This is a genomic window from Methanobrevibacter sp. (assembly GCA_022775905.1).
In the GTDB taxonomy this organism is placed as follows: domain Archaea; phylum Methanobacteriota; class Methanobacteria; order Methanobacteriales; family Methanobacteriaceae; genus Methanocatella.
On sequence record JALFJX010000009.1, the window covers coordinates 173,899 to 190,078 of the forward strand.

Sequence of the window (16,180 nt, forward strand, 5' to 3'; positions counted from 1 at the left end):
GAGAATTAATTTTCTCTTACTTTTTTTCTTTTTTATATTTAGCATAAAAACCATCGGTATCAGCATATATTGCATAAAATCCATATTCTTCTGCTTTTTTTATGGATGATTTAATATATTGTCTTCCCCAAGAAGTAATGGCTTTTGCACATTCAAATGAATACCATCTGAATCTTGGAAAACCGTAGATACCATACATGGTGTTTGCAAGTCTTTTGATAGCTTGCTGCTGTACATCCAATGCTTTTCTTTCAGTATCATCTGTTGATGCTTTCATTTCACGTTTTATTCTGAAACGTTCCTGAAGGATCTTATCAATAACTGAAGGAATGAAACCTCTAGGTTCCTTTTTGAATTTAAGACCGTGTTCAGGTGCAATGTTATATTCATCTTCATTTTCAACATCCCCTAAATACATTACATCAGGAGAGATGTTTTTTGAGATGATGATACTAGGATACAGGCTTCTAAAATCGAATTGAACAAGATTTTCATGCAGTCCCTTTTCAGGTTCCCTTACATATCCACCTTCATTGTCTTCAGCTGCAGCCCTGTTTGCAAAGTTTGCTCCCTGTTTGTTTGGAACAACCTCATTATCAAAGTAAGCCTGCTTTACCAAAAACCATTCTGCCTGCTGGCCTGTTGCCATACGTGAAACATCAAAAAGAGGCTGACCGATGATACGGGTAAGCTCCAGATTGAGAGGCAATGTCTGTTCTGCAATTTTCAATGTTGAGACTACGTCATCAAGTGAATAGTCAAACAGATTATCCAGTTCTTCTCCTCCATTGTCCCAGAATTCCCAGATTCTATCTCCCGGAACATCAATCTTCTCTTCACCAAAGAGTTCATAGTATACTCTCTCAAGAGTGTACCTTTCAAGAGACATGTATCTTCTCATGACAAGGTACAGGTCAACGTGAATCAATCCTTTAAATGACCCCGCATTGGCATATCCTCTTCTTATGAACTTGATGTCTGATCCGTCCATTCCAATGTCCAAATCAACACCCAATATCTTTGCCCTGTCCTTGAGGTATGGGAAATCGAAGTTGTCTGAGTTGTATCCGACAAGAATGTCAATATTGTTTTCCTTTATGATTTTAACGAACTCTTCAATCATTTCCTTTTCAGTTCCGACTTGATTTACAAAGTCATTCCTATCCTCGGAGTTTGTTTTTGTTGAGATGACCTGATTGATTCCGAAGTTGCTTGAAACTCCAATCATGATTATCTCATCCTCTTCTGAGTTTGGCATTCCGTGAGGATTTCTGACTTCCAAATCAAAACTCAATATACGGAACTTTTGAGGATATTCCGGAACACGTGTCAACTCCTCTGTAAGCTTGATTATCTCAACATCAAGTTTTGATGAGTCCAAATCCAAAAATGAATCCACTTTTTCTCCAACGGCAACCACTTCTGTCATCGGAATGACATCACGGTCCATCAGATATCTCCTATAGAACGGAATATCGAATTCTCTTATCTGTATTACGCTGTCCAAGTCCCTTAGTGCATCCCTGTTTTTTGCAAGTTCCTGAGGATGCTTGAATGTAACCTTTAAAAATTCCTTTTCAATCTGGAAATCCTTTTTTGTTACCTTTTCAATGCGAACAACATCCAAATTATCCTGAATTTCACCTATGCACTCATCCAAATCATCAGATACAACATATAAATAAGGTTCAAATGTATCATCAAGCAATATGATGTTCTTATCCCCGTCTTTTGAAAATAATCTGATGACAGGTCTGTCTTCATAGGTAACGTAATCAATATCTAAAATAACAACATTTCTCTGCATGCTATTCATCTCCCATAAGGTATTCTTTTCTATAGCTGTCTAAAACTGTATAGGTTATTCCTAAAATCAAAGGTCCGACGATAAAACCGACTATCCCATATACCAAAGGACCTGAAAGGAATCCCACAAGCAAAATCAACGGATGGATATCTGCATAATGGCTTGAAAGGGCAGGTCTGATATACATATCGACAGTACTTAGGAAAAATCCGAACAGAAGCACAATTACTGCTCTTGGATAGTTTCCACTGAATACATCAATGAAGAACAGTGCCCAGTAGATTGGCCATGGGCCGAATATCGGAATCAACTGTAAGATACCTGTCAGTACACCAAGGAATATTCCGAATGGATATCCTAAAAGTGAATAACCGATACAGCCAAATATTCCGATTATTACTGCAGTCAGGAAGTGTCCGTAGAATATGCTTCTAAGTACATCCTTTACATCCATTACGGTCTTATCGAAAAATTCAAGTGAATCTTCAGGAACAAAACTTCTGATGAAGTTCATACATTTATCCCCATCCCTAACGAAGTAGAAGACTGAACAGACCAATACAAACAAATCCAAAGTAAGATTTGCGAATTTGGACAGGAAACTCACGCCGTAGTTCACGACATAACCAGCAATTGTTTCAAATGATGAGGTTATCTCCTGTGATATTGCATTTGAATCTACATTGATTTGTAAATATGATACTAATTGTGAAATTGATGAATTGATATCAGTTGAAGATCCAGATGCAAGCAGTGTTGATGCCACTGAAGTGAGTTCATATGAGATATATCCTACAAGTGCAATCAATGGTATCAGAACAACCACCATTGCAAGAAGTATAGAAATAGATGAGTATTTTAATTTTGATTGGATCTTAAAAGCTACTGGCCTAACAAGATAAGCCAGGATAGCTCCCAAGACAATCATCTTCAAGACTGGAAATATGAATATTAATGAAACTATCAATAAAACACCGATTAAAAGAACCGGAAATGTAAAATGCTCTTTAATATCAATTCCCATGTTATCGCCTTAATATTTGACACCAGATGCGTCTCTTCTGTATTTTCCAAATTCAGTGATTTTATTTATTTTGTAATTTTCAAAAACAGGACCTTCTACGCATATTCTCCATCCTTCACTGTCAACACAACATTGACCGCACACTCCAAGAGCGCATTTCATGTATCTTTCAAGAGAATATTGAGCAGGTATTTCAGCTGCTTCAAGAATATCGAATATTCCTTTCATCATTATCTCAGGTCCGCAAACAAATGCATAATCATAAGTTGCATATTCAAGTAAACCACTAGTACAATCTGTTGCGAATCCTTTAAATCCAAAACTTCCATCATCGGTACAGTGATGAACTGTAGCACCTAATTCTTCAAGTGAATCTGCATAGAGCAATTCGTCTTTTGTGACTGCTGCTGCAACCACATCAACTTCATTTCCTTTTTTGATTAAATCTGAAGCTATTGCATTGATTGGAGCCATTCCAACTCCACCACCGATTGCAAGGATTTTCTTTCCTTCAAATGAATTGTCAAATCCGTTACCGTAGCTTCCCCTAACTCCAATTTGATCTCCGATTTTTAAATCATGCAATTGAGAAGTGAATTCACCGATATTCTTAACGGTAATTGCCAATTCATTGTCATTGATTTGTGCAATTGACATTGGCTTTTCGTTTTTGAAGTTCCAGACCATTACAAATTCACCAGGGTTTGGTTTTCCTAGTGTTTCCATGTCCCAACCGAATTTGAAAGTCTTGATTGTAGGAGTTTCATCGATAATTTCAGTTATTTCAACAATTTTAGGTTCATTAATCATAATTACAACTCCCTGTGTGCAAGTCCAACCATTTCATCAATGGATGAGAATCCTTTTTCTTCCATGAACTTTTCAAGTCCTTCGTTGATATGGCCGAATACTTCAACTCCTTCATCCATTATTGCAGTACCGATTTGAACTGCTCTTGCACCTGCATAAATAAATTCAACAACATCTTCCCAAGTGTAGATTCCGCCGACACCAATCAATGGGATGTCAACTGATTCATAAACAGAATATACATTGCTTATAGCAATCGGCTTGATTGGACGACCACTCATTCCACCAAACTTATTGGACAATACAGGACGTGCAACATCAATGTTGATTTTCATACCAGGACCTAATGTATTGATCAATGACAAGCAGTCTGCACCTGCATCTTCACAGGTTTTTGCAATTTCAGTGATGTCAGTTACATTAGGTGTCAATTTAGCGATGATTGGTACATCAGAAGCATCTGCAACTGCAGACACTATAGTATGGCTTAAATTGCAGTCCTGACCGATTGAAGCACCATAACCGTCCATTGCATGAGGACATGAAATGTTCAGTTCAATCATATCAACAAATTCCTGAACCTCCTCAACCAATGAGGAAAACTCATCAGGGGTTGCTCCGTAGATTGAAGCAATGACAACATTATTGTCCCTTTCAATCCTTTTTAACTCTTCCTTGAAATTAGCAACACCAGGGTTTGAAAGCCCGATTGCGTTAATTATACCTCCATCAACTGCAACAGTTGTTGGATTAACATATCCTGGATGAGGGTTTAAGGAAAATGATTTTGAAACGACTCCACCAGCACCTGATTTTAAAATCCAATTCATTGATGAAGCATTACTTCCCATGATTCCTGCAGCCAACATCAAAGGATTTCTAAATTCAACTCCACAAATATTAGTATTTAACATGATATTAACTTTGTAATTAACTATTTAATTAGTTTTTGTTAACTTATCAATTATTTCCTGATATTTGTCATTCTGCAATTTTAAACTAATTATATTGGTTTTATTGGATTTAATTATTTCTTCTTTGGATTTGAGTAGATTTGCAATTTGTTCATCCTGCTTTTCAATGATTGAATCTTTCTGTTTCAATAGGTCCTCATATGTTTTGGTTATTTTTCTAAGCTGGATTTCAAGGTTTTCAGTGTTGTTGCTCACCTGAGTCTTATAGTCGTCAATCAATGACCTGAGATATCTTACCTGATCCTGCTTGTCCTCGATGATGGATTCCTTTTCCCTGATTTTTTCTGAAAGGTCATCAAGCTCACCCATTGTGGCCTTGTCATAATCTATCTTGGTGTCAAGTTTATCTTCCAGATTCTTCTTTTCATACTTCAATTTGGTTGCATAAAGCTTCAACTTGTTTATTTCTTCCTTTTTGCCTTCAAGCTCAATGTTGAGTTCATCGATTTCAGCATTCTTAAGTTCTAATTCATATTTCAAATCTTTATAACTCTTGTCTGACATAATCTCAAATCCAATAATATACTAATCTTATAGTTTTTAAATAAATTAAATCTTCGTATAACATGAAAATACTTATTAAAAATAAAAAAAATATTTAATTTCATGGAATGTTATATAACTTACTCAGTTAAAGGGTTTTTAGCTTTTAATAGTGAAAATAAGTTAATATCCGAAAAATTATTTCCAGAAGATGAAATAGTTAACAGATTAGCTGAAATTGATGATAAAAAAATTGTTAAAGAAGAATTAGAAATAATTGAAGAAGTCTCAAAGGACTATGATGAAATTATCATAGAATCAAACAAGAGACGCTCTGACTATGGCAATGAAAAGATAACCGTAAAGTCACCGAATCAAGGTGGGGACTACCTAAGGGAAAATTATGAAAAATTTGGCCTTGATTCAGAAGAGATAACTTCAATTTACAGAAGTCTTGCAATTTCAAGAATCAAGAAGGATTCAGCTTCTGAAGACAAACATTTAATCCAAGCTATTAACTCTATTGACGAAATTGATGAAAGTATTTCTAAATTGATTGAAAGAATTCGTGAATGGTATGCTCTTTACTTCCCAGAAATGGACGTTATACATAACAATGAGACATACATCAAATTAATATCACAAAACAAGACCAAAGAAAAGATTATTGAAGCAAAACCTGACGCATTTCCAAGTGATATTATTGATCTCGAAGAAGACATCAATCCTATGGATTTAGAAATCATGAATAATTATGCTAATTCTATTTATGAACTCCAGAAATCCAGAAAAAACATGGAAGATTATGTTGATGCAAAAATGGAAGCTATTGCACCTAACTTGAAGCTTTTGGTTGGATCATCTCTTGGTGCAAAATTGATTTCACATGCAGGAGGCATCAAAAGGCTTGCAGTCTATCCTTCAAGTACAGTTCAGATAATGGGTGCTGAAAAGGCATTGTTCAGACATTTGAAAAGCGGAGACAGGGCGCCTAAATACGGATTGATCTACCAACACCCACAAGTAAGGGGTGCAAAATGGTGGAATCGCGGTAAGATTGCAAGAATGCTTGCAGGAATGATTTCCCTGGCCGTTAGAAGAGACGTATTTACCAAGACTTTTGATGAAAATGTTGCAGATGAATTCACAGCAAGAGTTGAAGAAATAGAGAAAAATAATCCATTTCCAACAAAAACAACTAAAAGAAGGAATGAAGAACGCTCAAAATCTAAAAAGAGTAAGAAAAAAGGTAAAAAAAGGAAAAAAAGGAGATAGAGCATGAATGTTTATTTTAAAGATGGAAATGTAGCAACCAAGAATCTAAATCCTGGAGTATCAGTTTATGGAGAAGAACTAGTTCAGGAAGATGTCGAATACAGGATGTGGAATCCTAGACGTTCAAAACTATCAGCAGCCCTCTTAAATGGATTAGAAAATTTAAAGCTCGAGGACACTTCAAAAGTATTGTACCTTGGTGCATCAACTGGAACAACAGTTTCCCACATTTCAGATATTGTAATTAATGGAAGAGTTTATGCGGTTGAATTTTCACCGACAACAGCTAAAAAATTAGTCCAACTTTCACGTCAAAGGTTTAATATTGCTCCGATTTTAGGAGATGCAACCAAACCAAAAGGATATCTAAACATTGTTGAAAAGGTCGACTTAGTGTACTGTGATGTTGCTCAGCCAACACAAAGTGAACTGTTTATGAGAAATATTAACATGTTTGCAAAAGATGACGCACAGGGACTTATAACTATTAAAGCTAGAAGTATCGATGTAGTACAAAAACCTAAAAAGATTTTCAAGGAACAAGAAAAGAAATTGAAAGAAAAAGGTTTTAAGATTATTGAAAAAGTAAAACTGGAACCATACGAGAAAGACCATATTGCATTATTGGTGGAGAAAAATTTTTAAAAAAAATCGACTAATTTTCACCACCAAATCGACAAAAAAATAGCTGTAAGAAACATAAAAAATTACTACAAAAACCCCAAAAAAGTATTACTTAGATACCTTTTTATACTAGAAACCTAAAAATTATATATGCTAATGCAAATAAAATAAAAGTTCATTGAAGCGCCCTTTAGGTTGATTCACTCTATTAATCACTCCATTTAACGAAAACCTAAAGGCATGAACTTATTTTATAAAAATACTATTTTTTAGAAGACTTTTTTTCAAAGACAATTTTACTCATTTTAATTAAAAAAAGTATTACTCCCAAGTGCTAATTTTGCATAAAAATTTACCAGCAAAATTAAAAAATTAATTCATTGAAAAGCCAACAACAAAACTAATTTTTAAGAGGATATAATTTTCAGATGAGAAAATAAGATTACCTGGAAATGATACTAATGAAATTACCCATACAAATTAAAGTTTGAAAATTTCATGAAAACTATTGTACAACAAAAAACTGGAAGAAAAAAAGTATTGCTTAAATTAAAATAATGATTGATTAAAATAATAGTTAAAATAAAATTTAGTAAAATAATTACTTAAAAAAATAAGAATAATAATAGTGATGATATAAAATTCATCTAAGGAATGCACTAATCTACATGTGAAGATGTTTTTTTAGAAATTACATCACAAATGACTTTTGCAATCTCCCTTTTTGATGCAAGTGGAACAGACATTACATCATCATCAACTATCAGAACCTCATTATTGTCAGATCCGAATTGACATTCGTTCTTTGATATGTCATTTGCAATAACAATGTCCGTACCTGCCTTTTCTATCTGTTTTCTAGCACAACAGATTATCTCATCTTTTGTAATATTGAATTCCGCTTTAAACCCTACAAGAAAGATATCAGGATTTACCTTTTTGACCTGACGGATGATTTTTGTTGCAGGTTTAAGATTCAATGATAAAGAATTGCTTGAGTCAATCTTTTTATCATCTTTCTTTTTGAATTCAAAATCAGAAACAGCTGCAGTTGATATGAAAATATCAAAATCAGGAATCAGATTCAATATAGCCTCGTTCATTTCATTACCTGTCTCCACACGGACAACATTGAAAACAGAAGGAATATCAACACTGACTTTAGCTACAACCAAAGTCAAGTCCGCACCTCTAATGTATGCTTCTTTTGCAAGTGCCAAACCCATCTTCCCAGATGACTTGTTTGTAATTCCCCTTACGGAATCTATAGGTTCATAGGTTCCACCAAGACTAATTAAAACTCTTTTTCCTTTAATAAGATCAATCCTTCTTGTTTAAAGTGATAGTTCTTAAAGATTCAAGCACAATATCCTCTTTTGATGGGAATTTAGCTTTTCCTTCATCCATACGAGGCTTGATAAAAGTAGCTGATCCTTCCTGTTTGATTTTTTCAATATTTTCTCTAATTGCCTTGAACATTGAATCATGCATTGATGGAACAAATATGATTGGAGTGTCATGACCATATGCAGTAATTAATAGAGTGGAAATTGGATCATCAGCTATTTTGTATGCAAATTTAGATATAATGTTTGCAGTTGCAGGTGCAACCAATATCAAATCTTCCTGAGAATATTTGACATGCTCGATTTGACCTGTCAATTTTGTTACAACTTCCTGACCTGTTGCAAATTCCATTGAATTTGGATGTATAAGTTCACATGCAGCATCACTCATAAAACATTTTACCTCAACATCCTGACGTCTAAATTCACGAGCTAATTTAATAGCTTCGGTAGCCGCTATACTACCAGTAACACATAAAATAATCATTTAAAATCCTCCAAAAAATAAAAAAAGTAATTATGTAATTTGAATATCGGATAAGATAAAATCAAATACATATAAATTGTCTTCAAACTCATTTACAGGTGCACTGTATAACATCACATATGCCTGTCCACCTTTTTCAAACCAAACAGCCTTATGACCTTTCATTGTATCATTGTGACTGGAATAATACATGTATTCATGTGCCTGAATACCGTCAACCATTACATCACCGGCAGAAGTCAAATTAAATGAGGAATCCCTTTGCATTGATGTATAAGTTTTATTCAAGTAGGAATCAAGGTCACCATCAACAGCCTTTTTCTCAAAGTTAATATTTACTTGACCTATGCCTGATGAATCGATTGAGTCCAATTTGGATATTGCCATTATTGAATAATTGGAACTTGAATCAGAATAACCCCAGTTTGAAGGATAATTGATTGAAAGACCTCCTTTGGATAATGACAACATAGTAAGGTCAGCATTATTGTCCTGAGCACTGACACATGAGAATGCACAAACAAGTAATACTACAAATGAAATAATTATAATACTTTTTTTTAAAACATCATCTTTCATGAAATCACCTTTGAAACAGCAATATTGCTATTCATCACTTCCTCCAGATTCAGAACTGCCACCGCCAGAACTTGATCCTCCACCAGATGAACTGGAACCTGAACCAGAGCCTGATCCACTACCACTTCCTGAAGAACCTGAGCCAGATCCACTACCACTATCTGAATATCCTCCACTGCCTGAATAACCAGAATCATCTGAAGAATCTGTAGTAGTCTCAATATCAGAACTTGTGGATGAATAATTGCTAGTGTAACTACGATTATATGAAGAAGTAGTTTTTGTAGTATTTTGAACAATATTTTCAGTAACATCAGGGAATGCAGTATCATCAACAATAGCTACTGAAGATGTATCGGAAAAATTATTGAAATCCAAATTAAATACACCATAACCGACACCAACAGTGAATCCAATGACTAATACTAACAATAATAATAGTTTAAATGTTCCACTACTCATTGATTTCTTTTCTTTTTTGTTATATTTGGCATCACCCTTTTTAGGGTTTATAATATATTTTTGAACTAAATCCTGTTCTTTTTCCTTTTGATTTTTGGTAGGTTTTTTACTTCTTTTCTTTTGAGTGGTTTTAGGAGTTGACTTACCTTGCATGGACCTAATTCTTTTAGTTGCTTCCATTGCATCAATAGAATTTAACTTGTCCTCATATTTGGAACGAAAATAACTATATTTCTCTGGAGAAATTCTTCCAGAACGGTAATCAACTTCTAAACTATCCATAATCATTAGAAGTTTATCTCTATCATTTGGCATTCCTACCCTCCCTGAATTATTATAATAAAATTTATATTAAAACAATAATTTATAGTTTACCTAAATTCAGGATAAGAACCTAGAACTTTTAAAAAATAAGTTTTATCTTCTATTTCTGAAATGATTCTTTCAATAAGTTCATCATTTCTATGTCCTTTGAAATCAACGAAGAATACATATTTTCCCAAACCTTTTTTAGAAGGCCTAGACTCGATTTTAGTTAAGTTAACATTGTTTTTTTGGAAAATCCCCAATACATTATACAAACCACCAGGTTTATCTTCATAGATAGAAAAGATGATTGAAGTCTTATCTGTTCCAGTTGGCTCATGATCATCTTTTGATACAACAACAAACCTTGTTTCATTATTGTCTGTATCCTGAATATTTGGTCTGATTATTTCCAAACCATACAATTCAGCAGCCTTTGAGTTTCCAATAGCTGCTTTGGTTTTATCACCAACAATGTTTTTTGCAGCATTAGCAGTGCTTACTGCATAATGAGGCTGAATATTGTTTTGAACAATGAATTCACGACATTGAGATATTGCCTGGGAATGAGAATAGACATCTTCAATGTCTTCCATTTTGGTTCCTGGATTTACCATCAAGTTTTGATTAATCGGGATGATTATCTCATCGGATATTTTTAAGTCGAATTTATGTGCTAGAGAATCTAATGTAATTCCTACAGGCCCTTCAATAGAGTTTTCAATTGGAACAACACCATATAATGACTCACCATTTTCAACACTTTCCAAAACAGCAGGAATAGTACAATATGGAATCAAATTATCTCCAATCATATTAGCTGCTTCGTGGGTGAAAGTCCCTTTAGGCCCTAAGAATGAAATTACCTGTATATTATTACCCCCAAAATAAAATTAAAAAAAATAAAAAAAGATATTAAGATTCTAATTTTGCAATTAGTCTTAATATATCTGTTTGTGTTACGATTCCAATAACTTTGCCGTCTTCAACAACAGGCAAACCATTGAATCCTGTTTCAATCATGATTTTTGAAACTTCAGTGATTGACATTTCTTTTGATACAGAAGATGGATTTGAAGACATTACATCTTCAACAAGAACTTCTTTGATTTGAGATTTCTGATACTTTTCAGGAACGCTTTTCCTAAAGTCAATGAATGCTCTCATCAAGTCTTTTGAAGTGATGATTCCCTTAAGTTCATCCTCTTCAATAACCGGAACTCTTCCAACTTTAGCGTCAAGCATTTGTCTTCTTGCGTGAATCAACCTGTCGCTTGGAGAGACCGCTACCACATCTTTTGTCATAATTTCCTTTACAGTAATCTTGTCAAATACAATTCCGACAGCAAGAGTTACGAAATCCGCTTTTGATACGATTCCGACCATCTTGTCATCATCTAGAACAGGAACTGAACCGATACCATTTTCAAGCATCAATTCAGCCACATCACCTAATTGCATTGTTTCTAAAACTGTAATTACATCTTTGACCATTACAGAAGAAATATGGAACCTTGACGGTGGCATATTTTCAGATTTTGAAGATCCAAGTTTGTTGGCAATATCTCTTTCAGATATGATACCAACGAGTTCTTTATTGTTTGTTACAGGCAAACGGGAAATGTTGTGTTTGCGTAATAATTTTAATGCATCAGAAAGACTTTGATCTTTGTCTATTGTGATTAAATCTTCAGACATCAAATTCTTAATTTGCATTACTATCATCTCCTTTGAATAATTTATACAATAGTTATGCTCTTCTAACTGAGTTTAAGACATCTCTTTCAGTGATAATACCAACGATTTCATCATCTTTGATGATTGGTACACCACCAATATTGTTTTCAGCGAATAATTGACATAATTCACCGATAGTTATTGTTTGTTCTACTGTAATTGGGTCTTTGACCATAATGTCTGATACAGTAGTTTTTAAAACATCAGTAGCTAAATTTGAATTTAAATTATCGAATAATTCTTTTGCATTTAAGAATCTGATAACATCAGTTGATGTTAAGATACCTAATAATTTTTTATGTGCTTTGGAAATGTCAGCTTCACCACCGACAATTGGGATTCTTCTTAATCCATTTCTAACCATGATTTTACATGCACTTTCCAATGGGGTTCCAGGAGTAGTAGTGAATACTTTAGGACTCATGTATTCGCGTACAGTTTCTTTTCCTGCTACACCCGCTAAAGACAATGCAATATCTCTTTCAGTTACGATTCCTGTGAGTTTTTCATCAGCATCAACAAGAGGGATAGCACCTAATTGGTTATCCAACATTGTTTTGATTGTTTCGCCAATGGAAGCTTTATTAGATAATGTGATTAAATCACGAGTCATGATCTCTTTAACAGGTTCGTTGATTGCTGCTAAAAAGTTATCTTCGTATTTTTTCTCAATAATGTTAAATTTTTTTCCTCCACCAAAGAAATCCAATATATCCATTACGGTAACAATACCTAATAATTTACCAGAACCAGGGTCAGTGATAGGTAATCTTCTGAATTCATGTTCCATCATTACTTTTGCAGTGTCTTTGATAGATTTGGTTGGAGGAATGGAAATAACTTCTTTAGTAGCAAGAGCCATTATGTCTCCTTCCTTATCGTGAACTTTTGTCACATGTTCAACTGCGCCAGTATTTGATTTTCTATTAATGGATGTTTTATCTTTCATTTTCACACCTCTACTAACAATCAATGCATCAAAAAAATAAAATCAAAATATTAAAAACAAAATTCACTCGATATCCAAAATCTTATGGATTTGAGGAATGGTGGAAACATCAAAATATTGTCCAACAACTTTAGAATAATCGAATAATCTAAAATTAATGTCTTTCCAATCACTTAGAGGACTGGAAGGTTGGATAATTACTTTAAGATTGTTTTTGTTTGAAATATTTTCTGATAATTTTTCAACTACCTCTTTAAATGATTCTATTTTTGTTGAAGGCAATATGACTACTTTACAATATACCTTTATGGACTTCTCCATTAATAAACTTACTGATTTTATCTCATTTAGTAGAATTTGCTCATCAAATTCACCGTCAAAGTGTTCAGGTAACTTAATATCTAATGAAACCATATCCAATCGTTCAATTCTATCAATATTATTTGGTAAGGTACCATTAGTTTCAAGCATGATGTCCAAATCGGAAAGTCTACCCACCTCTGAGATAAACTCCGGATAAAGGCTAGGCTCCCCTCCGGTAAATGAAATTGTCTTGCAGTCAGGAGTTAAAATCTTATTGATTTCTTCCAAAACCTCTTCAGGAGTCATCAATTTTCCTGACTTTTCGGATTTGCTGTCATTGGTATCACAATAGTTGCAGTTAAGGTTGCATCCTGCAAATCTGACAAAAATCTGCCTTTCACCGATTAAAAGACCTTCACCTTGAAAACTTGAAAATATTTCTATTACAGGAGCTTTCATCATAAATCTTTCCTATATTCAGCACCTTGACCGATACCTTCATTTACGCAGACTGCAACATATTTTAAGTTATCATAATTTTCTTCCAATAATTTTTCAGCTAAATTTTCAGCGAAATATTTTGATAGCTCTTCAGCAGAAGTATATGGAAGAGGCAATAATACGCAGTCAACAGAAGGAATTGAATATCCTTTACCATCAATTTTGAAATGAATTGTTTTATTTGCTTTCAGTTCATCGATTGAACCTGTTTCCTTATCAAAATCTTTGAATTCAATTAAATCATTGTAAACAGGAATCAATAATCTGTGATCAAGTTCATTACATACTGCTTTTGTAAATCCTTTTACGTGTTTAAAATCAACTACAAATTCAAATTTACCTGCTCTTTCACCTTCAATTTCAACATCTACAAAGTAAGAGTGTCCGTGAATAAATCCGCAGGATTCATGTCCTGGAATTACATGAGCAGAGGAGAATCTTAAATTTGATTGAATACCGTTAACTAAAATTTTCATCCTAACACCTTTGTTTTACTTATATCATTTTCAATTGATTCTAGTTCATCAATGAACCTTAAAGCAGTTTCATTGATTAAATCCAATAAATTTTCCTTATTGAATATTTGAGTACCATCATTATTCTTAATGTCGAATAATCCTATTGTTTCAACATCATCCGGAGTTCCCTTATCTTCAAGGTTAAGTGCAAAATGTATCTTTGCAGAGCTTAGTGAAACACTAGCTATTGAAATGGACAATTTTCCACCATCCACAAATATATCATCGCCTTCCCTTTTAGATGCAATTCCATATTCAGTCAAAATTTCCCTGAATATCATTACGAGAAGTCTTTGTCTTAGATAAGCAATCCTCATGTTCGGAGGTTGTTGATCAAAGAATTCACAGATAAAATTAACCATATAATTGGATTTTATCTCCAATCCAACATCTGCAAAATCCTTTAAGTTATCTGGAGTAATGTTAACCGGACCGATCCAGGTTATAATTGAAGAGCCATAAATTCCAAATTCCTGGAAAGCCCATGATGGATTGATTTGACTTCCATCATATTCAAATATTTCATCAACATGTTTATGAGTAATAGTCATGAATTTAAATTTGATTATATTTTTATATAAATATTAAGATTAAATGAAAAATTAATTTAAAGATGTCCCATAAATTAACTTATTAGGAGATAATATAATGGAACAAGTAAGAACAAGAGATTTTATCTACACAAGTGATGACTTATATTTCGCATCAACAAATTATATCCATCCTGAAGACAGAGTTATTTCATTTTTAAGATATATCCCAGATCCAGAAGGTGACAGGGAAAAAGACGGCAAAAGATACAGAAAAGTAGGGTCTGCAGAAGCTTATACCTACTTAAGAGAAAACCACCCAGATTATTTGTATTTCTGTGATGTTACAAATGTTGAAATGATGGGAGTGCCATTGGACAAGGTTGAAAGAATCATCAAACCTGAAAAAAGACTTTTAGGCCTCAAGGATACTTTCGACAAGGGAGGAGAAGTCAAAAATCCAGAACTCATTGCAAAATTGATGGACGTTGCTGACTTTTTCCATTTCATGGCAGACATTCCTTATGACCATTTAGGAATCTCAGGTTCAATCTTGCCAGGACTTCAAAAAAGTGATGTATCCGACCTCGACTTTGTTGTATATGGTCTTGACAACCACAGAAGAGCAATAGCTGCTTTTAAGGAACACAGAGGAAAAGAAGTCTACATTGAAGAAGTTGACAAACACATCACAGTCCAAGGTATTACAAATGACTACTGGGACTTCGTCTACAACAAAAGAATGAGTGATGAAAGCTTAACCAAAGAAGAATTCAGATGGTATGAAAACAGAAAAGCAAACAGAGGAACAATAAACGGAACATTATTTGACATCCTAGCTACCAGAGATTATGATGAAATCGAAGGAACCTGGGGAGATACAGTTTATGAACCACAAGGAATTGCTCAAATCGAATGTGACATCATAAGTGCCCTTGGCGCTTTTGACAACCCTTCATCATACACCATCGAAAACTTGGAAATATTGGACGGCGTTGAAGCACCTATTGAAGAGGTTGTTTCATTTACACACACTTATGCAGGCGAAGTAGTTGACGGCGAACATGTAATAGCCAAAGGTAAAGTGGAAAAAGTAATTACTGAAGGAAAAGAGGACTATTACAGAATTGTTGTCGGAACCACCCGTGAAGCAATTGACGAATACTTGAAACTCAAGGAAAGTCCAGCTTAAATTGGAAGTTTATACTTCCAACTCTTTTTTTATTTTAATTTTTCATATAATAAAAAATATTCTAGACATATACATTAAACAAATTGATAAAATTGTAACATCACCATTACATATCTTTTAGAAATAGCCATCGTTTTTTAGTTGAATATCATTCAAAGTTATAAAATTCTTTAAACAATCATTCAACAATTTTAAGATAATTCCGAACGAAAATAAGCAAAATCAATCCAAATAATTTATAAACTTCAAATTACTAAAATATTAATATTATAT

18 protein-coding genes are annotated in these 16,180 nt (G+C 33.8%); 3 read left to right on the forward strand and 15 right to left on the reverse strand.

Annotation, left to right across the window (positions count from 1 at the left end; genetic code table 11):
* Positions 1–16: 16 nt before the first annotated feature.
* The 5 genes from MR875_02965 to MR875_02985 are packed head-to-tail and all read right to left on the reverse strand — an operon-like array spanning position 17 to position 5,119.
* Positions 17–1,807, reverse strand: a complete 1,791-nt coding sequence (locus MR875_02965) for a DNA-directed DNA polymerase (GenBank protein ID MCI6993812.1) — start codon at positions 1,805–1,807, stop codon at positions 17–19.
* 1 nt (position 1,808) lies between these two features.
* Positions 1,809–2,831 (reverse strand): AI-2E family transporter, encoded by a 1,023-nt coding sequence (locus MR875_02970; GenBank protein ID MCI6993813.1) that lies wholly within the window; start codon positions 2,829–2,831, stop codon positions 1,809–1,811.
* 9 nt (positions 2,832–2,840) lie between these two features.
* Positions 2,841–3,641 carry a dihydroorotate dehydrogenase electron transfer subunit gene (locus MR875_02975; protein MCI6993814.1) on the reverse strand — a complete coding sequence of 267 codons (801 nt, stop codon included), beginning with the start codon at positions 3,639–3,641 and terminating at the stop codon, positions 2,841–2,843.
* 2 nt (positions 3,642–3,643) lie between these two features.
* The gene (locus tag MR875_02980; protein MCI6993815.1) at positions 3,644–4,555 is read right to left on the reverse strand and encodes a dihydroorotate dehydrogenase; all 912 of its coding nucleotides are present in this window, start codon (positions 4,553–4,555) and stop codon (positions 3,644–3,646) included.
* A 24-nt stretch (positions 4,556–4,579) separates the two neighbouring features.
* Positions 4,580–5,119, reverse strand: coding sequence for a glycosyl transferase (locus tag MR875_02985; GenBank protein ID MCI6993816.1), 540 nt, complete (start codon positions 5,117–5,119; stop codon positions 4,580–4,582).
* A gap of 102 nt (positions 5,120–5,221) precedes the next feature.
* Here MR875_02985 and MR875_02990 point away from each other — a divergent pair, with 102 nt between their 5' ends.
* Positions 5,222–6,373: an ATP-binding protein gene (locus MR875_02990; protein ID MCI6993817.1), complete on the forward strand. Its 1,152-nt coding sequence runs from the start codon at positions 5,222–5,224 to the stop codon at positions 6,371–6,373.
* 3 nt (positions 6,374–6,376) lie between these two features.
* Complete coding sequence (locus tag MR875_02995) at positions 6,377–7,018, forward strand: fibrillarin-like rRNA/tRNA 2'-O-methyltransferase (GenBank protein ID MCI6993818.1); 642 nt, start codon at positions 6,377–6,379, stop codon at positions 7,016–7,018.
* A 638-nt stretch (positions 7,019–7,656) separates the two neighbouring features.
* On the opposite strand, the gene MR875_03000 is transcribed toward MR875_02995, so the two are convergent.
* The 10 genes from MR875_03000 to MR875_03045 form a co-directional block, all read right to left on the reverse strand.
* A complete protein-coding gene (locus tag MR875_03000) occupies positions 7,657–8,313 on the reverse strand; it encodes a phosphopantothenoylcysteine decarboxylase (protein MCI6993819.1) in 657 nt (218 codons plus the stop codon).
* A 4-nt stretch (positions 8,314–8,317) separates the two neighbouring features.
* Positions 8,318–8,830 (reverse strand): phosphopantothenoylcysteine synthase, encoded by a 513-nt coding sequence (locus MR875_03005; GenBank protein ID MCI6993820.1) that lies wholly within the window; start codon positions 8,828–8,830, stop codon positions 8,318–8,320.
* A 30-nt stretch (positions 8,831–8,860) separates the two neighbouring features.
* Positions 8,861–9,409, reverse strand: coding sequence for a hypothetical protein (locus tag MR875_03010; protein ID MCI6993821.1), 549 nt, complete (start codon positions 9,407–9,409; stop codon positions 8,861–8,863).
* A 27-nt stretch (positions 9,410–9,436) separates the two neighbouring features.
* Positions 9,437–10,186: an endoglucanase gene (locus MR875_03015; protein MCI6993822.1), complete on the reverse strand. Its 750-nt coding sequence runs from the start codon at positions 10,184–10,186 to the stop codon at positions 9,437–9,439.
* Between the two features lie 56 nt (positions 10,187–10,242).
* Positions 10,243–10,992 (reverse strand): prephenate dehydratase, encoded by a 750-nt coding sequence (pheA, locus tag MR875_03020; GenBank protein ID MCI6993823.1) that lies wholly within the window; start codon positions 10,990–10,992, stop codon positions 10,243–10,245.
* Positions 10,993–11,092: 100 nt separating this feature from the next.
* Positions 11,093–11,893, reverse strand: coding sequence for a CBS domain-containing protein (locus MR875_03025; GenBank protein MCI6993824.1), 801 nt, complete (start codon positions 11,891–11,893; stop codon positions 11,093–11,095).
* 34 nt (positions 11,894–11,927) lie between these two features.
* Positions 11,928–12,863, reverse strand: a complete 936-nt coding sequence (locus tag MR875_03030) for a CBS domain-containing protein (protein ID MCI6993825.1) — start codon at positions 12,861–12,863, stop codon at positions 11,928–11,930.
* 63 nt (positions 12,864–12,926) lie between these two features.
* Positions 12,927–13,628, reverse strand: coding sequence for a 7-carboxy-7-deazaguanine synthase QueE (locus MR875_03035; protein MCI6993826.1), 702 nt, complete (start codon positions 13,626–13,628; stop codon positions 12,927–12,929).
* Complete coding sequence (locus tag MR875_03040; protein MCI6993827.1) at positions 13,625–14,143, reverse strand: 6-pyruvoyl tetrahydropterin synthase family protein; 519 nt, start codon at positions 14,141–14,143, stop codon at positions 13,625–13,627. The genes MR875_03035 and MR875_03040 overlap by 4 nt, the downstream gene beginning before the upstream one ends.
* Entirely contained in the window at positions 14,140–14,736 is a 597-nt protein-coding gene (locus MR875_03045; protein MCI6993828.1) for a DUF366 family protein, read from the reverse strand. Before MR875_03045 ends, MR875_03040 begins: the two co-directional genes overlap by 4 nt.
* 97 nt (positions 14,737–14,833) lie before the next feature.
* On the opposite strand from MR875_03045, the gene MR875_03050 reads away from it, so the two are divergent.
* The gene (locus tag MR875_03050) at positions 14,834–15,907 is read left to right on the forward strand and encodes a DNA polymerase subunit beta (GenBank protein MCI6993829.1); all 1,074 of its coding nucleotides are present in this window, start codon (positions 14,834–14,836) and stop codon (positions 15,905–15,907) included.
* The last annotated feature ends 273 nt before the right edge of the window (positions 15,908–16,180 follow it).